Origin of the sequence: Alkalibacillus sp. S2W, assembly GCF_046764385.1 — a bacterium.
GTDB lineage: Bacteria > Bacillota > Bacilli > Bacillales > Alkalibacillaceae > Alkalibacillus > Alkalibacillus almallahensis.
In genome coordinates, this window is sequence record NZ_CP177234.1 from 1,609,182 (window position 1) to 1,632,226 (window position 23,045).

At 38.6% G+C, this 23,045-nt stretch carries 19 protein-coding genes; 3 read left to right on the forward strand and 16 right to left on the reverse strand.

What is annotated here, in order from left to right:
* Nucleotides 1–135 precede the first annotated feature (135 nt).
* From ACKXGF_RS08690 to ACKXGF_RS08715, 6 genes are all read right to left on the reverse strand, one after another.
* Complete coding sequence (locus ACKXGF_RS08690; RefSeq protein ID WP_411953382.1) at nt 136–1,365, reverse strand: DNA polymerase IV; 1,230 nt, start codon at nt 1,363–1,365, stop codon at nt 136–138.
* 706 nt (nt 1,366–2,071) lie between these two features.
* Nucleotides 2,072–3,193, reverse strand: a complete 1,122-nt coding sequence (locus tag ACKXGF_RS08695; RefSeq protein ID WP_411953383.1) for a M20/M25/M40 family metallo-hydrolase — start codon at nt 3,191–3,193, stop codon at nt 2,072–2,074.
* Nucleotides 3,194–3,212: 19 nt separating this feature from the next.
* Nucleotides 3,213–4,760 (reverse strand): acyl-CoA carboxylase subunit beta, encoded by a 1,548-nt coding sequence (locus tag ACKXGF_RS08700; protein ID WP_411953384.1) that lies wholly within the window; start codon nt 4,758–4,760, stop codon nt 3,213–3,215.
* 11 nt (nt 4,761–4,771) lie between these two features.
* The gene (mce, locus tag ACKXGF_RS08705; protein ID WP_341770949.1) at nt 4,772–5,170 is read right to left on the reverse strand and encodes a methylmalonyl-CoA epimerase; all 399 of its coding nucleotides are present in this window, start codon (nt 5,168–5,170) and stop codon (nt 4,772–4,774) included.
* Nucleotides 5,163–5,570, reverse strand: a complete 408-nt coding sequence (locus ACKXGF_RS08710; RefSeq protein ID WP_167262476.1) for a cobalamin-dependent protein — start codon at nt 5,568–5,570, stop codon at nt 5,163–5,165. The genes mce and ACKXGF_RS08710 overlap by 8 nt, the downstream gene beginning before the upstream one ends.
* Before the next feature lie 17 nt (nt 5,571–5,587).
* Complete coding sequence (locus tag ACKXGF_RS08715; protein WP_411953385.1) at nt 5,588–7,246, reverse strand: methylmalonyl-CoA mutase; 1,659 nt, start codon at nt 7,244–7,246, stop codon at nt 5,588–5,590.
* 143 nt (nt 7,247–7,389) lie between these two features.
* Here ACKXGF_RS08715 and prli42 point away from each other — a divergent pair, with 143 nt between their 5' ends.
* Nucleotides 7,390–7,533, forward strand: coding sequence for a stressosome-associated protein Prli42 (gene prli42 / locus ACKXGF_RS08720; protein WP_411953386.1), 144 nt, complete (start codon nt 7,390–7,392; stop codon nt 7,531–7,533).
* A 183-nt stretch (nt 7,534–7,716) separates the two neighbouring features.
* Nucleotides 7,717–10,749 (forward strand): efflux RND transporter permease subunit, encoded by a 3,033-nt coding sequence (locus tag ACKXGF_RS08725; RefSeq protein ID WP_411953387.1) that lies wholly within the window; start codon nt 7,717–7,719, stop codon nt 10,747–10,749.
* Between the two features lie 74 nt (nt 10,750–10,823).
* On the opposite strand, the gene ltrA is transcribed toward ACKXGF_RS08725, so the two are convergent.
* Nucleotides 10,824–12,080: a group II intron reverse transcriptase/maturase gene (gene ltrA, locus ACKXGF_RS08730; RefSeq protein WP_411953388.1), complete on the reverse strand. Its 1,257-nt coding sequence runs from the start codon at nt 12,078–12,080 to the stop codon at nt 10,824–10,826.
* Nucleotides 12,081–12,800: 720 nt separating this feature from the next.
* Between ltrA and ACKXGF_RS08735 the strand changes: the two genes are divergently transcribed.
* On the forward strand, nt 12,801–13,085 hold the full coding sequence (locus ACKXGF_RS08735; protein WP_411953389.1) for a hypothetical protein: 285 nt from the start codon (nt 12,801–12,803) through the stop codon (nt 13,083–13,085).
* A gap of 191 nt (nt 13,086–13,276) precedes the next feature.
* On the opposite strand, the gene ACKXGF_RS08740 is transcribed toward ACKXGF_RS08735, so the two are convergent.
* From ACKXGF_RS08740 to ACKXGF_RS08780, 9 genes are all read right to left on the reverse strand, one after another.
* Complete coding sequence (locus tag ACKXGF_RS08740; RefSeq protein ID WP_411953390.1) at nt 13,277–14,230, reverse strand: aromatic acid exporter family protein; 954 nt, start codon at nt 14,228–14,230, stop codon at nt 13,277–13,279.
* A 106-nt stretch (nt 14,231–14,336) separates the two neighbouring features.
* On the reverse strand, nt 14,337–14,768 hold the full coding sequence (locus ACKXGF_RS08745) for a BrxA/BrxB family bacilliredoxin (RefSeq protein WP_411953391.1): 432 nt from the start codon (nt 14,766–14,768) through the stop codon (nt 14,337–14,339).
* A gap of 397 nt (nt 14,769–15,165) precedes the next feature.
* Nucleotides 15,166–16,437 (reverse strand): dihydrolipoamide acetyltransferase family protein, encoded by a 1,272-nt coding sequence (locus ACKXGF_RS08750; RefSeq protein ID WP_411953392.1) that lies wholly within the window; start codon nt 16,435–16,437, stop codon nt 15,166–15,168.
* A 33-nt stretch (nt 16,438–16,470) separates the two neighbouring features.
* On the reverse strand, nt 16,471–17,454 hold the full coding sequence (locus ACKXGF_RS08755; RefSeq protein WP_411953393.1) for an alpha-ketoacid dehydrogenase subunit beta: 984 nt from the start codon (nt 17,452–17,454) through the stop codon (nt 16,471–16,473).
* Nucleotides 17,455–17,456: 2 nt separating this feature from the next.
* A complete protein-coding gene (locus tag ACKXGF_RS08760; protein WP_411953394.1) occupies nt 17,457–18,467 on the reverse strand; it encodes a thiamine pyrophosphate-dependent dehydrogenase E1 component subunit alpha in 1,011 nt (336 codons plus the stop codon).
* A gap of 18 nt (nt 18,468–18,485) precedes the next feature.
* On the reverse strand, nt 18,486–19,907 hold the full coding sequence (gene lpdA, locus ACKXGF_RS08765) for a dihydrolipoyl dehydrogenase (RefSeq protein WP_411953395.1): 1,422 nt from the start codon (nt 19,905–19,907) through the stop codon (nt 18,486–18,488).
* Between the two features lie 34 nt (nt 19,908–19,941).
* On the reverse strand, nt 19,942–21,009 hold the full coding sequence (buk, locus tag ACKXGF_RS08770) for a butyrate kinase (protein WP_411953396.1): 1,068 nt from the start codon (nt 21,007–21,009) through the stop codon (nt 19,942–19,944).
* Nucleotides 21,010–21,028: 19 nt separating this feature from the next.
* Complete coding sequence (locus ACKXGF_RS08775; RefSeq protein WP_411953397.1) at nt 21,029–22,126, reverse strand: Leu/Phe/Val dehydrogenase; 1,098 nt, start codon at nt 22,124–22,126, stop codon at nt 21,029–21,031.
* A gap of 18 nt (nt 22,127–22,144) precedes the next feature.
* Complete coding sequence (locus tag ACKXGF_RS08780; protein ID WP_411953398.1) at nt 22,145–23,044, reverse strand: bifunctional enoyl-CoA hydratase/phosphate acetyltransferase; 900 nt, start codon at nt 23,042–23,044, stop codon at nt 22,145–22,147.
* Nucleotide 23,045: the final 1 nt, after the last annotated feature.

The following is a 23,045-nucleotide window of genomic DNA, read 5'->3' on the forward strand; positions in this document are numbered from 1 at the left end:
GACCAGGAATCGCCACCTTCGCTACTCACAATTCAACAACTCAGTGCTAAATCAACCTAAAACAATACTAAACTTTAACAAACCATAAGAAAAATGACCACCTCGCTCATCACAACTTTCTGATGAATGAGGTGGTTATTTTTTCTTTCTTTCACTTAAAAAATCCTTTTGAAAACTGGTAGAAATCGGTGTTTCTTCTTGGTGATTTAACTTAACGAAAGTTTCCTTCCCGTATTTATCTTCTATTTGTTCAATCGCTTTATATAGTGGCTCTTTCTCAGCTTCTTGTTCATACGTGAATAGATCAAGTTGTTTGCCTATTTCCTCTTTATGGGTTAAGTGTTGCATGGTTACACCTATTAATCGCAAAGGTTCTTCTGTCCAGTGTGCATGAAATAAGTCTAAAGCAAGTCGTTCGATATCTGCTTCAGAATCAACATAGTCTCTTAAAGCACGACTACGTGTAATCGTTTTATGATCATGATAGCGAATCATAATTTGAATATTTTCAGCTACAACTTGTTTAACTTTCATACGTTCAGCCACTCTACTGCTTAGCTGTTTGATCAAGGGATGAATATCTGTTACTTCCGTTGTATCATATGGCAAGGTTTGAGAATTACCGATACTTTTGAAATCATGGACAGCTTCTGGATCTACTTCTCGCTTATCAATCCCATTAGCTCTCATATGCAATCTTTCACCATTCATACCCAATAAGTTCTTAATCGTTAAAACATTCTTATGAGCTAAATCTCCAATCGTTGCAATATCCATTTGTTTTAGCTTCTCAGCTGTTTTATTACCTACACCATACATTTCTTCAATTGGCATGGGCCAAAGCTTATCTTGTATTTCTCGTTTTCGTAAAACCGTGATTCCCAGTGGTTTCTTCATATCTGAGGCCATCTTAGCTAGAAATTTATTCGGTCCAATCCCAATAGAACAGGGTAAATCCAATTCTGACGTTAATTTCTCTTGAATCCATTCTGCTAACTGAGGTGCCGTTAATTCACCGTCATAATCCGTCACATCCATATACCCTTCATCAATAGAAATCGGTTGAACATAAGGCGTGACCGATTCTAAAACAGAAAAAATCTGTTTCGATGCTTCACGATATCTTGGAAAATTTGGTTTTAAGGCAATAAGCTGGGGACATTTCTCATAAGCTTGCCATAAAGGCATCGTCGTTTTAACACCATATGCCCTTGCCTCGTAATTACTCGTTACAACGATTCCCTTACGTTTTTCTGGATCACCCGCAATTGCCACAGGCTTCCCTTTGAGATCGGGTTGATAAGCCATTTCAACAGAAGCGTAAAAACTGTTCATATCAACGTGGAATATTATTCGTCTTTTCATGAATTTTTCACCAACATTATAAATCCTTATATTAAAGTAATGATAAAGGGCAGATTTGTTATGAGCAATCTTTAAACTTATTAAAGTGACTAAAACATCATTTATTAGTCACTATTTTGGTCATTTGATTTCCTTAAATTTGAAGTCTATATTGTAACATTAAGGTTAATTTTTGTTATATTAGTATTAGGTTTAAAGTTTAATTAGATTTGAGGTGTGAATTATTAGTTACGAAACAATTGATAATATTATAGAAAACATAAGTATTATACTTTTGCTAATTTCAAATCTTGTTGAATCAAATGCATTGTTTTACTTCGGTGCTGTACCGCTAGTGATCACTAGCATAATAAGTTTAATTATCAATCCATCTAAAAAAAATATATTCTTTTTCACCTTTTTCTCCACTATTGTAGGTATTATATGGTTTTTAGTTGTCGGAATGTCGTTTGATATTTATTCATAATATTCATATTGTCACTTTTATTAACGGTTATTATATGTAGTCGTTTCATCTCCATGTGTATCCACTATTAATCCTAACTTCAATTCTAACCATCACAATTACCAAGAGGACAACAAATAACACAAAGCCCCCTTCATAATCACGTGGAAGTTAACGCATCCCTTCCCCAGAACCAACACCTTCTTTAAAACAAAATAATCGAGCGCAAGATTAAATCCTACACTCGATTATAACACGTTTTTATTTAGCTGCCTCTACTGAAATTGCCGTAAGCAATTCAGCAATTTTCACTAATTCCTGTACAGGTATTCGTTCTTCGGTTGTATGGATATTTTCGTATCCGACACATAGATTGACCGTTGGAATGCCATAACCTGCGATTATATTAGCATCACTTCCACCACCACTTGATAAAAGCTCGCTATTACGTCCGATTTGTTGCGCTGCTTGCTTAACAACTTCCACAACACGTTCGCCATCTTCATGTTTATAACCAGGGTACATATGACGAACTTCAACTTTTATAGAGCCACCAACTTCATCTTCCGCTTGACGACAAGCTTCTTGCATTTGCTGGATCTGTTGGTCAAGTTTGCTCGCCTCTAGTGACCTCGCTTCAGCTAAAATATAGGCTTCGTCACAGACAACATTAGTCGCTTGACCACCTTCAAATCGACCAATATTAGCCGTTGTTTCGTCATCAATTCGACCTAAAGGCATTTTTGAAATAGCTTTTGCAGCTAATGTAATCGCTGAAAGACCTTCTTCTGGAGCAACACCAGCGTGTGCTTTTTTGCCTTGTGATGTTATTTCTAGCTTAGCTTGTGATGGAGCTGCAACAATCATGTTTCCGACTTTTCCGTTAGAATCAACAGCATAACCATATTTAGCTGTTAATAATGATGAATCAAGAGCACGTGCTCCTACTAAACCTGATTCTTCTCCGACTGTAATGACAAGTTGAATGTCCCCATGTTCTATTTCTTGTTCTTGTAAAGTACGAATCATTTCAATAATAGCGGCTAAACCAGCCTTATCATCAGCTCCCAATATTGTCGTGCCATCCGAAACGATATAATCTTCTTCAATCGATGGAGTAATCCCAACACCTGGTGCTACTGTATCCATATGTGATGTGAAATATATAGGTTCTACTCCTGCTTTTTGTCCCTTTAATGTACAAATTAAATTATTAGCCTCATGACCTGTCTGTTCCTCAGCCTGATCCTCTTCAACAATCAAACCAAGATTAGTAAACTTAGTTTTTAGGGCTGATGCAATCTTCGCTTCATGTTGTGTTTCTGAATCAATTTGAACGAGTTCCATAAACTCATCAATTAATCGTTGTTCATTGATCTGCATGTTCGTTTACCTCCGACATCTATAATGGAATATTTCCGTGTTTCTTCTCTGGTCTTTCTTCTTTTTTATGCTGTAGCATTTTAAGACCTTGTTTTAATTTAATTCTTGTTTCTCTAGGGTCAATCACATCATCAACCATGCCTAAACCTGCTGCTACATATGGATTAGCAAATTTCTCACGATATTCATCGATTTTCTCTTGTCTGACTGCTTCAGGATCATCAGCGTCTTGAATGTCTTTTGCAAAAATAATATTGGCTGCGCCTTCAGGACCCATCACCGCAATTTCAGCATTTGGCCAAGCAAAAACAAGATCAGCACCTATTGATTTACTATTCAAGGCAACATAAGCGCCGCCATACGCTTTTCGTGTGATAACCGTCATCTTAGGAACTGTTGCTTCAGAATAAGCATATAAGATCTTCGCACCATGACGGATAATCCCACCATGTTCTTGTTTAACCCCTGGGAAAAATCCTGTCACATCTTCAAAGGTAACAATCGGAATATTATAAGCATCACATGTTCTAATAAATCTTGATGCCTTATCACTTGAATCAATATCTAACCCACCAGCTAAAAACTTCGGTTGATTACAAACTAAACCGATTGATTCACCATTAATTGTTGCAAAACCGACGACGATATTTTTAGCGAAATTAGGATGAATCTCAAAGAAAGATTCATGGTCGACCACTTCTTCTATGACAGACCGGACATCATACGGTCTAATCGCATCAAAAGGGACTAAGTCAGCTAATTCTGGCCTTAAATCCTCTTTTTCATCATAGGATTGTAACGGTGTTTTTTCTTGGCTATTTTGAGGTAAATATTGAATCAATTGCTTGACTTGATCCAATGCTTCTTCTTCACTCTCAGCTTTTAAGTGGGCATTTCCGCTTTGACGGTTATGTACATCAGCACCACCTAGTTCCTCTGATGTAATCTGTTCACCTGTTACTGTTTCGATTACTTTCGGTCCAGTGATAAACATTTGTGACGTTTTTTCAACCATAATGACAAAATCGGTGATCGCTGGTGAATAAACAGCTCCTCCTGCCGAAGGTCCCATAATGACAGAAATTTGTGGAATCACACCAGAATAAATAGAGTTACGATAAAATACATGACCATAGCCATCAAGCGATGCGACACCTTCCTGAATTCTCGCCCCGCCTGAGTCATTCAAGCCGATAAATGGTGTGCCATTTTTAGCGGCTAAATCCATAACAGCTGCAATCTTCTTACCGTGCATTTCACCCAAAGCACCACCATAAACCGTAAAATCCTGAGCAAATAAATAAATCGGACGGTCATTGACGGTTGCAAAACCTGTCACAACACCTTCGCCTGGGACTTCTTTTCCGTCCATACCAAAGTCTGTGACACGATGTTCCATGAATGGATTAAGCTCAACAAATGACCCTTCATCCACTAGATATTCAATCCGTTCACGAGCTGTCATTTTACCTTTATCACGCTGTTTCTGGATTTTTTCATCGCCGCCACCAAGTTCAACTTTGCGACGTTTATCATACAGTTCATTGATTTTATCAAACATATCCATAAGCGATCCTCCTATTTTTGCTGACATAATTCAAATAAGACACCATTCGCTGCTTTTGGATGAAGAAAAGCAACTTGACTATCGTGAGCACCTGTTTTCGGCTCTTCATGAATCAGGGGTACCCCTTCTGATTTTAAATGATTTAAACGCTCTTGAACATCATCAACATCAAATGCAATATGATGAATCCCTTCACCTTTCTTCTCAATATATTTCGCAATTGGTGACTCGTCACTCAACGGTTCGAGTAATTCAATCGCGCTTTCGCCTATTTTAAAGAAAGCGACATGTACTTGTTCACTGTTCACTTGCTCTTTTCCTTCAAATGTCAAACCTAATTGATCTCGATAAAACGGAATCATCTCATCAAGTGACTTAACGGCAATGCCAATATGTGCTATTTTATTCATCATCTTCACCTCTTACAGTTGATTTAATGAAATCGACTGTTTCTGTCGTAGGTGTTCCAGGTGTAAATACTTTTTGAACGCCTTGTTCTTCTAGATAAGCAATATCCTCATCTGGAATAACGCCTCCTCCAATAACTGGAATATCCTCAGCGTTTCTTTCCTTTAAGGCTTCAACAACCCTTGGAAACAATGTTTTATGACCACCTGATAACGATGACAAACCAACTACATCAACATCTTCTTGTATAGCCGCTTGTGCAATTTGAGCAGGTGATTGTCTTAACCCTGTATAAATGACTTCGATACCATGATCGCGTAGTGCTTGTGCGATGACAAGCGCCCCACGATCATGACCATCAAGTCCTGGTTTTGCAATGAGCACTCTGATTTTTCGATCCATTTCAACCTCTCCCCCTATTATACACCTGTATATTCACCGAATTCATCTCGTAATGTATGGCAGATTTCTCCGACTGTTGCATATGACTTAACACATTCTAAGATATAAGGCATGACATTAATCGTTTCATCTTGAGCAGCTTGTTTTAAATCATCCAGTTTAGAATCAACAGTCGATTGATCTCGTTCTTTTCGAACCTGTTGCGTTTTTTCAACTTGACGTTTTTCTAAAGCATCATCAACACGTAACAAATCTTCGTGCACTTCTTCTTCTAATTGGAATTCATTAAGGCCTACAATAATATCTTCTTTTGATTCAATTTTCTTCTGTGTTTCATAGGCTGTTTGGTGGATTTCACGCTGCATATAACCTTCTTCGACCGCTTGAACTGCGCCACCCATCTCTTCAATTCTGTCTATATAAGCCATAACTTCTTTTTCGATTTGGTCTGTCATCTCTTCAACATAATAAGAACCAGCGAGTGGGTCCACTGTATCAGCAACACCACTTTCATGAGCGATAATTTGTTGTGTTCGAAGGGCAATACGTGCTGATTCCTCTGTTGGCAAAGCTAACGCCTCATCTCTTGAATTCGTGTGTAAGCTTTGGGTTCCACCAAGCACAGCTGATAGTGCTTGTAATGCCACCCGTACCACATTATTATCAGGTTGTTGAGCCGTTAGTGTTGAACCACCCGTTTGTGTATGGAAACGCAATCTTAAACTCTTTTCATTTTGTGCTTGGTATTTCTCTCTCATTAATTTTGCCCAAATACGTCTTGCTGCACGGAATTTAGCAGTTTCTTCGAAGAAATTATTATGTGCATTGAAGAAAAAGGCTAATCTCGGAGCAAATTGATCAATTTCTAAACCGCTTTCAAGTGCCGCATCTACATAAGCCATACCATTCGCTAATGTAAACGCAACCTCTTGTACGGCTGTCGATCCCGCTTCACGAATATGATAACCCGAAATACTAATCGTATTGAACTTCGGCACCTCTTCAGCACAGTACTCAAAAATATTCGTAATTAATCGCATCGAAGGTTTTGGTGGATAAATATAAGTTCCGCGCGCAATGTATTCTTTTAATATATCATTTTGAATGGTCCCCGTAATCTTTTCTTTCGGGACACCCTGTTTCTCTGCAACGGCGATATACATACATAATAAAACTGAAGCGGGCGCATTGATCGTCATTGAGGTACTTACACGATCTAATGGAATACTATCTAGCAGTATTTCCATATCTTTTAAAGAATCAATGGCGACGCCTACTTTTCCCACTTCTCCTTCTGACATAAAATCATCTGAATCATAGCCTATTTGAGTCGGTAAATCAAAAGCAACGGATAAACCTGTTTGGCCTTGATCAAGTAAATAACGAAAGCGTTCATTCGTTTCTTCTGCTGAACCGAAGCCTGCGTATTGTCGCATCGTCCAAAAACGATTACGATACATGGAAGGCTGAATTCCTCGTGTGAATGGAAACTGCCCTGGAAAGCCAATATTTTCAGCATAATCATCTGTTTGCCCTTGTTCATCTGGCATATACAAACGGTCAATTTCTATTCCAGAATGATTCGTAAACTGTTCTTTTCGCTCTGGAAATCGTTCATTCGTTTGATCCACTGCATCTTGCCAGCGCTCATACTGTTTTCGAAATTTTTCATCCATTCTCCCAACCCCTTTAATGATCTACTTTACAATTTTGAGAAAAATTCGTCATCTAACCTTATTGTAAAGGAAAGTTTAGGCTTGTCCAATCTTCTTTTTTCTTTTACAATATGTTTATTAGAGATTTTAAAGGAGGTATAAGTGTGTCTAAAAAGCAAAATCAACCTCGTGCTCCTTATGCATCAAATCGACGCAAGAAAAACAAATGGACAACAATTGTAATCTATCTTATGATTATCGCCATGCTTCTTAGCTCTCTTATGATGGGCGCCAGCATGATTGTATAAATCAAATTCCCAAGTCATAGCTATTGCTATGGCTTTTTTATTAGATAACAGAAAATAAATACGAGCTTATTGAGATAATAATCACAAAATGGACACATATTTTTTAGTGAAGTGGTTATTTTGTCTTAGATTCGGGAATGACGATATTATATTACAATATTTTCACATCAAGGGGTTGGAAAAATGGCATTTTGGCTAAAACGGTATAAAATGATTTTCTTATTTTTTGTCTTACTATTAATCGTTGGTATTTATACATTCTTTAATTTACCTCAGCGTGATTTTCCAGAAACACCAGTCAATCAAGTTACAATTTCAACACCCTCTCCTGGAGCATCTCCAGAAGAAGTTGAACAAAATATAACAACCTTGATTGAGAGTGAAGTCAGTCAATTGGATGGGATTGATTCTTATCAATCGACATCTACTCGTGGATTTTCAAATATAATACTGTCGTTAGAGGATAGCACGAATGAAGCTGAGCTCGTCGCTGACCTGAATCAACAGATTAGCTCTCTAGACCTACCAGATTATGCATTAGAGACAAATGTCGAAGCTGTTAATTTAGAAACACCAAGTCAATCTTATTATTTCACAGCTTCTGAACGCGATCAGTTATATAATTTACAAGCTACACAGCAAGAATGGCAAGATCGTTTAAAATCCATTTCTGGTGTAGCTTCTGTTGAGTTTAATGGTTTAGAAGAAGAACAAGTGGTAATAGATTTAGACCCTGAAGCCTTGCAAGAGAATCAAATTCAATTCCAAAATGTCTTAACAGCACTAGAAGAAGAATGGCGACCAACACCAATGGGCCAAATTCAAACGGAAGATGGATATGAAACTTTGACGATTGATCACTATGAATCAATCAGTGAAATTAATAATACGACCATTCCTTCACAAAACGGGTCAGTTCCACTCAGTGATTTAGCTACCATTGAACAAGAACCTGTTGAACAACCAGACTTTATCAGTTATCAAGGCGAAGCAGCAATCAATCTGACCGTTTATTTAGAAAGTGGTGAAGATATACCATCAGTTAGCAAGCAAGTCGATGACGAAGTTCAAAATCTTGCTTCTGACTTACCTGAAAATATTAGCTTTCATCATTATTTCGATCAATCTTCATTTATTTCTAATATTTTTGATGATTTATTTTTATCATTAGCAATTGCTGTGATTGCCGTCATTTTAACAACTACTTTAGGCTTAACCTGGATTGGGTCGTTAGTTGTTGCAATAGCTATTCCAAGCTCACTAATACTAGCACTGATTCCGCTTCCGTTCTTGGATGTAACGTTAAATCAAATCTCCGTCATCGGAGCGATCATTGCACTCGGGATTTTAGTCGATGACTCTATTGTACTGAACGATAATATCGAGAGACGTTTTCGACTTGGAGATGGTCCATTAAAAGGAACGTTAACGGGAATTAAAGAAGTTCGCAACTCAATCTTAACGTCAACATTAGCGATTGTGTTTACGTTTTCACCATTAATCTTCTTATCAGGTGCAAATGGCGCTTTTATCCGGGCATTACCTAGTGTATTAATCGCGACCATTATTGCCTCAACGATCGTTGCATTAACATTAGTACCAGCGATTCGCTACGTACAATATAAACACAATCGTAAAACAATCAAAGCTAACCCAGGTTTACTCGGAACTTGGTTAAATCATGGCGCAAAATGGTATGCCCATAACTTAGTTAAGAAATTAATTCGCATTCCTAAACGGACAGTTGCATTAGGGCTAGTTCTCACTACTGGTCTATTTGCTTTAGTGGTATGGACACCTTTTGAATTCTTTCCTGCCGCAGATCGTGAGGAAGTGACAATTGACGTATCATTAAACAATGGTCTAACGAAAGAAGACACACATGAGACCTTGCAACAAATTGAATCAGACTTAACTCAAAGCAATGAACCCATTAAAGATATTAGCCTGTTCACAAGTGGTAGTGCCCCACAACTATTCACGCAAGGACAAGGAAATACAGGTGAAGAAACTGGCCGATTATATGTCCGAATCGACACTTCAGAAACGAATGCTGAAGCTTTTAAAGAAGAATGGGAACCAGAATTACGCAGTAACTATGAGGATGCTACGATCTTTATCGAGACAATTGAACAAGGACCGCCTTCAGGTGCACCTTTAACCGTTACGATTGAAGGAAATAATCTAGAAGAAATGATTAACCTAAGAGATCAGTATAATGAGCGATTAAGAGAAGAAGGTGCTAATTTAGTCGTTGATAATGTTGGAAACTTAACAGATCAAACGGTTTATCAACCGAACCGCGAATTATTGAATGACTATCAAATCTCAATTGAAAGTATCAATCAACAGTTAGCATTAAGAACAACAGGCACCCCTTTTATGACTATTAATGATGGTCTAGAACAGTATGATGTTCAACTTTACCTTAATCGTTTACAAGACGATGAAACGCTTGACTTAGATGAAATTGTTATTCCAGTTAATTCGAATGATGGCCCACCTGTTGTACCTGCTTCAGAACTGATCGAAGCAGAGTCAGAAAAAGTCATTCCAACTATCTATCACGAAGATGGTGATCGTACGATAACAATTAGAGCTTATGCAGATGACACAGCTCCTATTAAAGAAGCGATCCAACCTGGTATAGATGAATTTAATCAATCACATGAAGAGCTTTCGTTATCAACTGGAGCTGAAACAGATAGTCAGGACAGCTTCTTCACAGAAATTATCGTTATCTTCTCGATTGTGATTTTATTAGTCTATTTACTAATTGCCTTCCAATTCAACTCATTATCTATGCCGTTTTTAATTTTGATTTCGGTATATCTAGCTATAGCTGGGGCAATCTTAGGATTATTCGTTACACAAACTCCAATCAGCTTCTTAGCAGTAACGGGTATGGTTTCGTTAACTGGTATTGTTGTCAGAAATTCATTAGTTCTTGTTGATTTCATTGAACAATCCATCGCTTCGAATGAAACAATGAGTGAAGCAGTGATTAACGCTGCAGAAGCAAGATTTAAACCAATCATTCTAACAACGATCACCTCAATTGTAGCCTTAACACCAGTCGCATTAGGTGGGGATGCATTATTTAAACCACTAGCTATAACTATTATAGCTGGGATTATGTTCTCAACTGTATTAACCTTAATCTTAGTCCCTGTGTTATATATCATCTTTAATAAAAGACGCTACAAGATATCATAAATCGAGTAGGAGGAGGTGATTAACCTCCGACCTCTCACACCACCGTACGTACGGTTCCGTATACGGCGGTTTCTTTAAGATTGACGTATTGTTTGGTATCTACCATACAAGCTTGTTAAGCCTAGGTTACTCCAGTATGAGTTGCCTAGGCTTTTGTGTAAGATTGGACTATGGGTTATTCGCCAATAGCCTTTTCTCGTGTTGCCCCATTCATAAGCTTTTGACGGATTGACTCCTAGTGCTTTAAGGTTCTTCACTCTTGTCTTCGACAATTTCCATTCTTTCCACCTGCACATTCGAAGCCTTCTGCGTATCCATTCATCAAGTTCTCTAAATATACTCTTGGTATCTGCCAAGGCGTAGTATCCAAGCCATCCATTGAGAAATTTATTCAGTCGTTCAATCCTTCTGTCCATTGGAATGGAGGATTTCCGCGAAGTTAATTCTCTCACTTTTGACTTAAAACGTTTGATACTGTCCTTATGAATTCGAGTACGTGTTTGCTTTTCTAGAGTAAAACTAAATCCTAGAAATTTACGTTTCCATGGTCTATCGACCGCTGATTTCTCTCTGTTCACTTTCAACTTCATCGTCTTTTCAAGGAAAGTCGTTATGTTAGTCATCACTCTTTGTCCAGCTTTACGGGATTTCACATAGATTTGGAAATCATCCGCATATCGGACAAATTTGTGTCCTCTTGTTTCAAGTTCTTTATCCAATTCATCCAAAAGGATGTTGGCTAGAATTGGGCTTAGAGGACCACCTTGTGGTGTCCCTACTTGACTCTTGGTTGCTACGCCATGAATCATGATGCCTGCTTTCAGGTATTTGTTAATGAGCTTTAAGACGGTCTTGTCTTTAACTTTCTTCGCTAAAACTCCCATGAGTTTTTCATGGTTAACTGTGTCGAAGAATTTCTCTAAATCAACACCGACAACCCATCTATGCCCATCGTTTATATATGCCTGTGCTTGTCTAACGGCTTCATGTCCTTGTTTATTTGGACGGAATCCGTAGCTGAATGTTGAGAAACCCGGGTCGAAAACCCTGGTTAACTCTTGGGCAATAGCTTGTTGAATGAAGCGATCCATCACCGTTAGTATGCCTAATAACCGTTTCTCGCCGTCGGATTTCGGGATTTCGACTCGACGGACAAGGTTCGGGTTATAGGTTCCCTGTCTCAGTTCTTCTTTAATGATAGGCCAATAGTTGTAAATCTGTTCCCGTAGGGTTTGCACGGGCATTTTATCTACGCCATGGCTTCCTTTATTGCTTTCTACTCGCTTTAGTGCGGTTAGTAAGTTGTCACGGGATAGAATCACTTCAATCAAAGGTATCTTCCTTTCCTACGCGAGCGTACGTCTTATTTCTTCCTTGCTCACTCCACCACTCTGAAGTCCCCCACGGGATTCACCGTTTCCTCCTTCAGCTGTGCCTTAACGGTTATCTGTATCATGGTGAGACAGGTCTCCATAAGTGTCGCTCTTTCTTAAAGATTCAGTCCTTCCTACACTATCTTAAGCTAGCGTAGTACTATGACCTATGCTGACTTCTGACGATTCAGCCATCCTTCACAGAATGGGTTGTCAAGTGTACTTAACGTGTTCGTCAGGCCTCCCCAGGTAAGAGTACAATCTTTCCCTCCAGGTATCTGCTTCATTTACTCTGTATCACCTTCGGCAGTAAGGACTTCGCTTTGTTAAGCAAGCTCATCCAATGATACCTAGCCTTATATGAAGTTCGTGTTCCTCAGATCGGAGGTTTGCCGCTCGCTTCCTTCAGATTCTGGGTCACCCCAGACACCCTTGCGTTAAGCTAATCACTACTACTGCCTTCGTGATTCGGGACTTTCACCCTATAGATTGCACCCATGCTGGGCACACTTAAAGAAGGGTTGCTGGAGTTTCCAGCAACCCTTCTTATATGTCATATAGATTGGTTAACCTTATTGAAGTAAATATACAAAAAGTGGAATTCATGATAAACTTCACTCATCTTATTTCTAGCCATATTTTTTATTAATATGATTATCTTAAGGAGGTTGATTTCAATTGAAAACCATTTACATTCATATTCTAAATATCTTGGCCTTTATAGCACTAATTGTCTTTAACTTGTTCGCTTATTTGGGTATGAACTTCACTCCACAAAATGAACCTTACATAGCGGAATATACTTTTTTAGCGAGTTTTTATTTCATCTTAGCGTTATTTTACTATCTACAACTAAAGCAAACCTCTCTCAAATCACTTCTAGTCATCATTATTGTTGAGTTACTCCTTCTAATTACGTGGAGTCATTTCGGAAACACTCTTCTAGAAAGCTTGATTGAATAAAAACCGTAAATGCATATTAACCGATGCACTAAAGGAAATGAATGCGGAAAGCGAAGCGTTTTAATGGAGCGTCATTCAGACAGAAAACCCGAAAGATTTTATTAAATCTTTCGGGTTTCTACTATGCATTATTAACTTTTGTCTCAGCTTAATTTTATTAGCTTAACTATATATATTTGAAGTCTTTCTTGTTATATATCACTCTTTTTAAATGATCGTTTTAAAATGAGATATTGCTCAATCTCATTAAGTAATAAATATAAATTAGCACGGTCTTCAAATGTTTGCCTGTCATGTGGCAAAGGTTCTTCATTAAACTGCTGTCGGATCTCTTTTAATGAATCTAAATACTTAACCGCTGTATTCCCTGGATGAACATGAGATGCAAGATCCTCAAATAATTGACCAATATAATGATATTCATCTTGTGACGCGTCAATCCGACTAATTAACGGCAACATACGCTCTAAAATATCAAACTGTTTTTCCCGCATATGAAAATAATGATAAAACGGGTGGTGTCGGCGTAACAAATGGTTTTCAACATCTCGTGATGCTAGTTGATTAGCCTTTTCTAATAATTGAGCAGTTTCAGTAATTTCTTGGCCTGACCAATGATAATCGCCTGTCTTCAAATAATTAGCGATTTCTTGTAGGATAATCGCAAAATTATCCTCTAACTGATTACGAATTTTCACCAACTCAGAATCAAGACTCGGCATATACATGTTTAATAAAAGGGCTACACCTAAACCAATTGAAATTAAAATAATTTCATTAGCGACTAGAGAGAAAGTCAGTTGCCCAGCCCCGTAGATATGCAACATAATAACCGAACTAGTCACGACCCCTTCTGTAATTTGTAATCGAACTGTGATCGGAATAAATATAATTAAAACTAAACCAAATACAATTGGATTATAACCAATTAATTCAAATAACAATCCTGATACTAAAATTGCTATAACACAGGCATAGAAACGATACCAAGCACTTTGTATCGATCGTTGACGTGTGACTTGGATACATAGAATCGTTAAAATCGCTGCACTAATAGCATTTTCCAACTGTAGAGCATTTGCTAGCACGATTGAAATCGGTGCACCAATCGCTGTTTTGATTGTTCTAGACCCGATTTTAAACATTCTCATGCCTCTTTCTAAAGTAAATTTCTTCTTCTATCATATATGTCTTATTCAAGATTATAAAGCAAAAATAAAAAGGTGGCTATTAACCACCTTTTTATTGTTATTAGTATTCTTCACAATGTTGATCAAAGATTGTTTGTAACTGTTGAACAACTTCCATTGGTGTTGAGCTTTCAATTTCATGACGTTCAACCATTGTTACAAGTTTCCCATCTTTCATTAATGCAAACGATGGTGAAGATGGTGGATACCCTTCAAAGTAACCTCTTGCCTTCTCTGTTGCATCACGATCTTGTCCAGCAAAAACTGTTACAAGATGATCTGGTCTATAATCATAATGAATAGCACTTGATGCAGCTGGACGAGCAACGCCACCAGCACAACCACAAATTGAGTTAACAGCAACTAATGTTGTTCCTTCACGTGACAATGCCTGATCAACGTCCTCAGGTGTTTTCAATTCTTCATAGCCTGCATCAGCAATTTCTGAACGTGCTTGTTCGACGAAATCCTGCATATATAAATTAAAATCCATATTATACGCCTCCCCTATCTTTAAAATTCTACCTATATACTATCAACAAATGGAAGTCGTTTCAAATTGTTTAACTTCAAAATTTTATTTCAAAAAAGAAGAGGCTAGGACAAAACCCCATAAAGCAAAGTGAAACCCGAACGATTTAATTGAAAAAATAAATCGTTCGGGTTTATTGCTTGAATCACGCTCCATCAAAACACTTCGCTTGCCGCAGGCACGGCTCGAGTCTCCTCAGCCCAAAAGCGGGGCTTGCGGGGTCTCGAGACGCGTGCTATTCCCGCAGGCGTCTACGTGTTTTGATTCCGCTTTATTACTGTTCACCTATAACTATTTCAAACATTCGTTCTTTGTATAACTGATTATTCTTTTGTCTCAGATTCTTAAATAGTAATAATTAATAAATAGAAGTATTATCCTCTGTCATATTTTCAAGAATCTCTTTCACACGTTGTAAGAACTGGCCACAGATTAGACCGTCCAGTACTCGGTGATCAAGTGATAAACATAAGTTAACCATGTCACGTGCACCGAACATGCCATCCATGTAAACAGGTCGCTTCACAATTGATTCTACTTGTAATATAGCTGCTTGTGGGTGGTTGATGACGCCCATGGACTGGACAGAACCAAATGAGCCTGTATTATTGACTGTAAATGTACCACCTGACATATCTTCATTCGTCAGTTTACCATCACGTGCTTTCGCAGCCAATTCTACAATATCTTTGGCTATGCCTTTAACACTTTTATCATCAGCATTCTTAATAACAGGAACGAATAATTGATTATCACTAGCTACTGCAATCGATAAATTAATATCTTTCTTCTGAATGATTTTATCATCTGCCCACATACTGTTAAGCTCAGGGAATTCTTTTAATGCTTGAGCAACAGCTTTAACAAAGAAAGCGAAATACGTTAGTGAATAACCTTCTTTTTGTTTAAACTCTTTTTTCTTCTGCTCACGTAGCTGAACTAGGTTTGTGACATCAACTTCAACCATCATCCACGCGTGTGGAATCTCAGTTGTTGACTTAACCATGTTTTGCGCAATCGCTTTACGAACACCAGAGACAGGTACTTCGACATCTCCAGTTTGAGCACTTGGTGCAGGTTCTTGACTAGGTTTAGCCACTTGGGACGTTGATTTCTCTGCTGTGCTTGTCGTCTGGGCTGATTCTTGTTGAGCTTGCGGTACTTCACCAGATTCGACGATCGCTTCGATATCTTTACGTGTAATACGTCCACCTTTGCCTGAACCAGTCACTTGATTTAAATCGATATCATGTTCCTGAGCCATCTTAAGGACTGCTGGTGAATAACGCTTATTCATCGATTGGTCTGTTTGTGACGTTTCTGCTGGCTGTTCACCTTGTTCAGAGCTTGTTTCGTCACCTGAACCTGATGAAGCCTCAGATGCCCCACCTTCTACTTCTATATAAGCTATAAGACCACCAACTTCAATTGTATCGCCTTCACTTGCTACGAGATCAGTAATTTTACCTGTGAAAGATGATGGCACTTCAGCGTTTACTTTATCAGTCATGACTTCTGCGATGGGATCATACTTGTTTACTTGATCGCCAACACTGACTAGCCACGAGCTAATCGTACCTTCTGTTACACTCTCACCTAACTGAGGCATCTCTACCTTTTCGACCGACATGAATGACTACCTCCTTTGTTTTGCCTAAACAGCTTAAAATTCCGCTAGTTCACGCATTGCATTTTCCAATTTATCTGGATTAATCATAAAATACTTCTCCATTGTAGGAGCATAAGGCATTGATGGAACGTCTGGTCCTGCTAACCGTTGAACAGGCGAATCCAGATCAAATAGACAGTTTTCAGAGATAATAGCTGAGACCTCACTCATGATACTGCCTTCTTTGTTGTCTTCTGTCACAAGTAAGACTTTACCTGTCTTTTTCGCTGCCTCAATGACTGCTTCTTGGTCTAATGGATAAACGGTACGTAAGTCTAAAATGTGAGAAGAAATCCCTTCTTCTTCTAATTTTTCAGCTGCTTCTAAAGCGAAATGAACACCTAACCCATACGTGATAACTGTAATATCATCACCTTGTTTTTTAACATCAGCCTTACCGATCGGTAATTCATAATCTTCTTCAGGTACTTCTCCTTTAATCAAACGATAAGCACGTTTATGTTCAAAGAATAAAACAGGATCATCATCTCGAATAGCTGCTTTAAGTAACCCTTTGACATCATGTGGTGTGGAAGGCATGACGATCTTAAGGCCTGGCTGATTAGCAAAGACGGCTTCTACGGATTGTGAGTGGTACAACGCACCATGTACACCCCCACCATACGGAGCGCGAATCACCATTGGACAACTCCAATCATTATTTGATCGATAGCGAATACGTGATGCTTCTGAAATAATTTGGTTAACGGCTGGCATAATGAAATCGGCGAATTGCATTTCTGCAACAGGTCGTTTACCATACATTGCTGCACCAATGCCTACACCAGCAATAGCAGATTCCGTTAAAGGTGTGTCCATGACACGTGATTCACCAAATTGATCATATAATCCCTCAGTTGCTTTGAAAACGCCGCCTTTTTTACCGACGTCTTCACCAAGTACAAATACGGAGTCATCACGTTCCATTTCATCTTTTAAAGCACTCGTAACGGCTTGAATATAAGACATAACTGCCATGATTATTCCCCTCCTTTTTCTGCATAAACATACTTCAATGCATCTTCAGGTTCAGCATAAGGAGCATTCTCAGCTGCTTCTGTTGCTTCATTAATTTCATCATCAATTTCTTTATTTAAAGCTTGTTCCTTCTCTTCCGTTAATACGCCAACGTCACGTAAATATTGAGCAAAAGAAATCAAACTATCCTTTTGTTTCATTTCTTCTATTTCTTCTTCAGTACGATACGCTTTATCATTATCATCACTTGAATGTGCTGTTAAGCGTTCAGTCATTGCTTCGATTAACGTTGGTCCTTCTCCATTCATAGCACGATCATGAGCATCTTTTACGACTCGATAAACTTCTAATGGGTCATTTCCATCAACTTGATAACCTGGCATACCATAAGCAACGCCGCGGTCAGCTACGGATTCGCTTGAAATCTGACGTTCGAGCGGAACCGAAATGGCATATTTATTATTCTCAACCATCGTAATAACCGGCAGTTTATGAACCCCAGCAAAGTTTAGACCTTCATGGAAATCGCCTTGATTGGAAGAACCTTCACCTAATGTAACGAGCGAAGCAATATTTTCCCCATCCATCTTGGCTGCTAAAGCTATACCTACTGCATGAGGCAATTGTGTTGTAACAGGTGAAGAACCTGTTAAGATGCGGTTTTTCTTTTGGCCGAAGTGACCAGGCATCTGCCGACCACCTGAGTTAGGATCTTCTGCTTTAGCAAAAGCTGCTAAAAATAGCTCGTGCGTTGTCATACCAAATGCTAAAACAACCCCTAAATCTCGGTAATAAGGAGCTACATAATCCTTATCCAAATTGAGTGCATAGCTTGCACCAATTTGTGCGGCTTCTTGTCCTTGACACGAAATGACGAATGGAATTTTACCTGCTCGGTTCAAAAGCCACATACGTTCATCAATTTTACGTGCTAACAACATTGTGCGATACATATCGAGCACTTGCTCATCTGATAAGCCTAAATCTTGGTGGCGATTATCAACTTGACTCATAGAATAACCTCCTTATTCTTAACCATGAATTTGTTTCCCATCAACAGCTAAAGCCGCTTCACCTATTACTTCAGATAAAGTAGGATGCGGATGAATCGTTTCGCCGATCTCCCAAGCTGTCGCATCTAACACCATTGCAAGGCCAGCTTCCGAAATCATATCTGTTACGTGTGGACCAATCATATGCACACCAAGGAGATCATCATTTTCTGCATTCGTGATAATCTTCGTAAATCCTTCTTTTTCACCGTGAACTAATGATTTACCAACAGCCTGAAATGGAAATTTACCTACTTTAATCTCATAACCTTGATCTTTCGCAGCTTGTTCTGTTAATCCAACACTAGCCATCTCGGGATGTGAATAAATACAAGAAGCTACATGATTATAATTGATTGGCTCTGGATTTTCATTAGCCATATGTTCAACGGCCAAAATGCCTTCATGTGAGGCCACATGTGCTAATTGCATACCGCCAATAACATCGCCAATCGCATAGATATGGGATTCTTTCGTTTGTCCAAATTTATTAACTTTGATCGCGCCATTATCAACCTGAATATCTGTATTTTCTAACCCGATGTTATCGACAATAGGTGAACGTCCAACTGATACAAGCAAGCGATCTGCCTCAAAGGTTTGCTCTTCTCCATTTATATCTGCTTGTATAGAAACACCATCTTGTTTTTCTAACGTTTCTGGCTTCACTTTAGCCCCAGTAATGATTTCAATACCCTTTTGTTTCAACGCTTTTTCTGCTTCTTTAACGACATCTTGATCTTCAGTTGGTAAAATCTGATCCAGATATTCAATGACTTTCACATTCACTCCGAAATCTGCCAACATCGAAGCCCATTCGATACCAATCACACCACCACCGACAATCATAATAGACTCCGGCAATGATTCCATTTGTAAGGCTTCATCAGATGTCATGACCAATTTACCGTCAACTTCTAATCCCGGTAAAGTCTTAGGTTTGGAGCCTGTTGCCACAATGACATTTTTCGGGATGATCATGTCATTCTCTTCCCCATTATTCATTTCAACCGAGATTGTACCAGCTGTTGGTGAAAAAATACTTGGGCCTAAAATACGGCCATGACCCTCAATCACATCAATTTTTCCTTTTTTCATTAAACCTTGGACACCTTGATGTAATTGATCAACAATTTGTTGTTTACGTTCTTGAACTTTAATGAAATTCAAAGATGTATTTTCGGTCTCTACACCGTAAGTGTCAGCCTGTTTCGTTTGTTGATAGACTTCTGCACTTCTGAGCAATGCTTTAGACGGAATACAGCCTCTATGTAAACAGGTTCCGCCTAATTCGCCTTTTTCAACCATTGCAACACTTAAGCCAAGCTGACTTGCCCGAATTGCTGCAACATAACCGCCTGTCCCACCACCTAAAATGGCGAGATCATATTCTTTTGCCATAGCCTTACCTCTCCCTTCAATGAAAGTTTACTACTTAATAAATTTTGGCTTCTTCATCGCCATCTAAAACGCGTTGTGCCCCTTCAGCAAGAGCTATAAGTTCATTCTCACCAGGGTACACTCGAACATCTGCAATCCAACTAATTTGGTCTGTGATCCACTTTACGAGTAGGTCGCTATAAGCTAGCCCACCTGTTAGTACAATAGCGTTTATATCACCTTTAAGAACAGGACTAACCCTACCTACTTCCTTAGCGATTTGATAGGCCATAGCTTTATATACTTGCTTAGCCTCGTTATCACCATTGTCTATTGATTCTTCTACTTGTCTTGCATCATTCGTTCCTAAATGAGCAACTAAACCTCCATGACCTACCAGCAATTTATGCAAGGATTGCTGCGTATAGTCTTCAGAAAAGCACAAATCAACAAGCTGACCTGCTGGTATAGTCCCTGCACGTTCTGGTGAGAAAGGACCTTCTCCATTCAAACCATTATTAACATCTACGACTTTCCCTTTTTGATGAGCACCAACTGTAATGCCTCCGCCCATATGACATACGATCAGGTTAACGTCATGATAGGATTGGTTTAGTTCATGGGCCGCTTTTCGTGCAACAGCTTTTTGGTTAAGAGCATGAAAAATACTTTTACGAGGAATTTCAGGCACACCAGAATATCTCGCAATATCAGATAATTCATCTACTACAACAGGATCAACAATATAGGCAGGTACATTGACATTATTAGCAATCTCAAATGCTAGCATAGCTCCTAAGTTAGACGCATGCTCACCATTTTCAGCCTTTTTTAAGCCATCGATCATGTTCTGGTCTACCAAATAAGTCCCGCCTTCAATTGGCTTTAATAAACCGCCACGACCACATACAGCATCTAAATTGGAGATGTTAAATCCTTCATAATCTAATACATTCAATATCACGTTTTTTCGAAATAAGTATTGATCTGATACTGAATCGAATGCATTAAGTTCATCGGTTTGATGCCGAATCGATTTTTCAAATAATTGATAGCCTTGTTCGAAAACTGCAATTTTAGTTGAAGTCGAACCTGGATTAATGACTAAAATTCTATTATGCATCGTTCAACTTCCTCCTAAATTATTTACGACGTGAAATGACGCTATGTTCATTTTGTAGGAATGTACTACGAGATTTTCTAACGCTTTCAATACGTTCTTCTGCCATACGGTCTGCCGCTGCATGCGTTGAGATGTTATCACGTTTTGAAATCTCGAAAATCTTCGTTAAACTATCATAAATGGTTTCAATTTGCTTATAAGCACGGTCTTGATTATATCCATTTAACTCATCTGCTACATTAATAACGCCACCTGAGTTAATCACATAATCTGGCGCATAAACAATGCCTAATTCGTGAAGCTTTTCACCATGGCGCTCTTCTGCTAATTGGTTATTAGCTGAACCAGCAATGGCTTTCGCCTTCAATTGTGGAATTGTATCATCATTAATGGTTGCACCTAAAGCACACGGCGCATAGATATCACAATCAACCGAATAAATATCGTCTGGAGCTACTGCCTGAGCACCAAAATCATTAACGGCACGGTCAATAGATTCTTGGTTAATATCCGTCACAATTAGTTTTGCACCTTCTTCATGCAAATGCTTGCACATATGATAAGCAACATTTCCAACACCTTGAACAGCTATTGTCTTACCTTCCAATGAATCTGTTCCAAAAGCTTCATTCGCTGCTGCTTTCATGCCACGATACATACCATATGCTGTTGCTGGTGATGGATTACCTGAAGAACCGAACTCTGGGGAAATACCTGTTACATAATCAGTTTCCATGAAAATATGATCCATATCATGTTCTGTTGTCCCTACATCTTCTGCAGTAATATAACGCCCGTTTAATCCTTGGATATAACGTCCAAATGCACGGAACATCTCAGAATTTTTGTCTACTTTTGGATCGCCAATAATAACGGCTTTACCACCGCCAAGGTTAAGACCAGCCGCAGCATTTTTATAAGTCATGCCTTTAGCTAAACGAAGTGCATCAACTAATGCTTCTTCTTCTGAATCATAAGTCCACATTCTTGTTCCACCTAATGCAGGTCCTAATGTTGTGTCATGTAAGGCAATAATTGCTTTAAGTCCTGAATTTTTATCTTGGCAAAAAATCACCTGTTCATAATCGTATTCTTCCATGTAAGTAAATAATTCCATGATAAAACCTCCTAAAAATTAAGATGACGTTAACGCAAAGGCTAACGAGTAAATTTTACTATCTGCTGTATCTGCCCGTGACGTCAAAACAATGGGTGCTTTAGCGCCACTTATAATACCTGCAACCTTAGCATTTGCAAAATAAGTAAATGATTTATATAACGTATTGCCCACTTCAATATAAGGACATACGAGAATATCTGCTTGACCAGCGACCTCTGACTCGATTCGCTTCTCTTCTTTAGCTTCAGGTGAGATCGCATTATCAAAACCTAATGGGCCATCAACTGTACATCCTGTAATTTGGCCTCGTTTTTGCATTTGAGATAAGACAGCTGCATCTACTGAAGCTTGCATTTGTGGATTAATAATTTCTACAGCTGCAATTGGTGCCACTTTGGGATTAGTAAATCCAATTCGATTCGCTACATCAGCAGCATTTTGTATAATTTGTGCTTTTTCTTCTAAATCAGGTGCAATATTCATACCTGCATCTGTTAAAAATAACATTCGTTGGCGTTCAGGCATCTCAAATAACGCAACATGAGAAAGGACCCGCCCATTACGTAAGCCTGAGTTTTTATTTAACACTGCTTTTAGTACAATTTTAGTTGCAACATCCCCTTTCATCAGCACATCTGAACGTTCCTCAGAGACTGACATCACTGCTTTTTCAACTGCATTTTCAACAGAAGTTGCGTGGTGTAAGGTGATTCTTTCCTGTTGGAGATTTAAATCAATCATTTCTGCAGCTTCTTGGATTTTTCCCATATCACCAAATAATTTAAACTTCGCTAAATCTTGTTCAACACCTTCCTTAATGGCTTTTAGTGTTTCGATATTAGTTGCCTCAGCAACAGCGACTGTTTTCTTTTCTTGCATTTGACATAAGTCATCAACAAGTTGATCTAAGTTCATA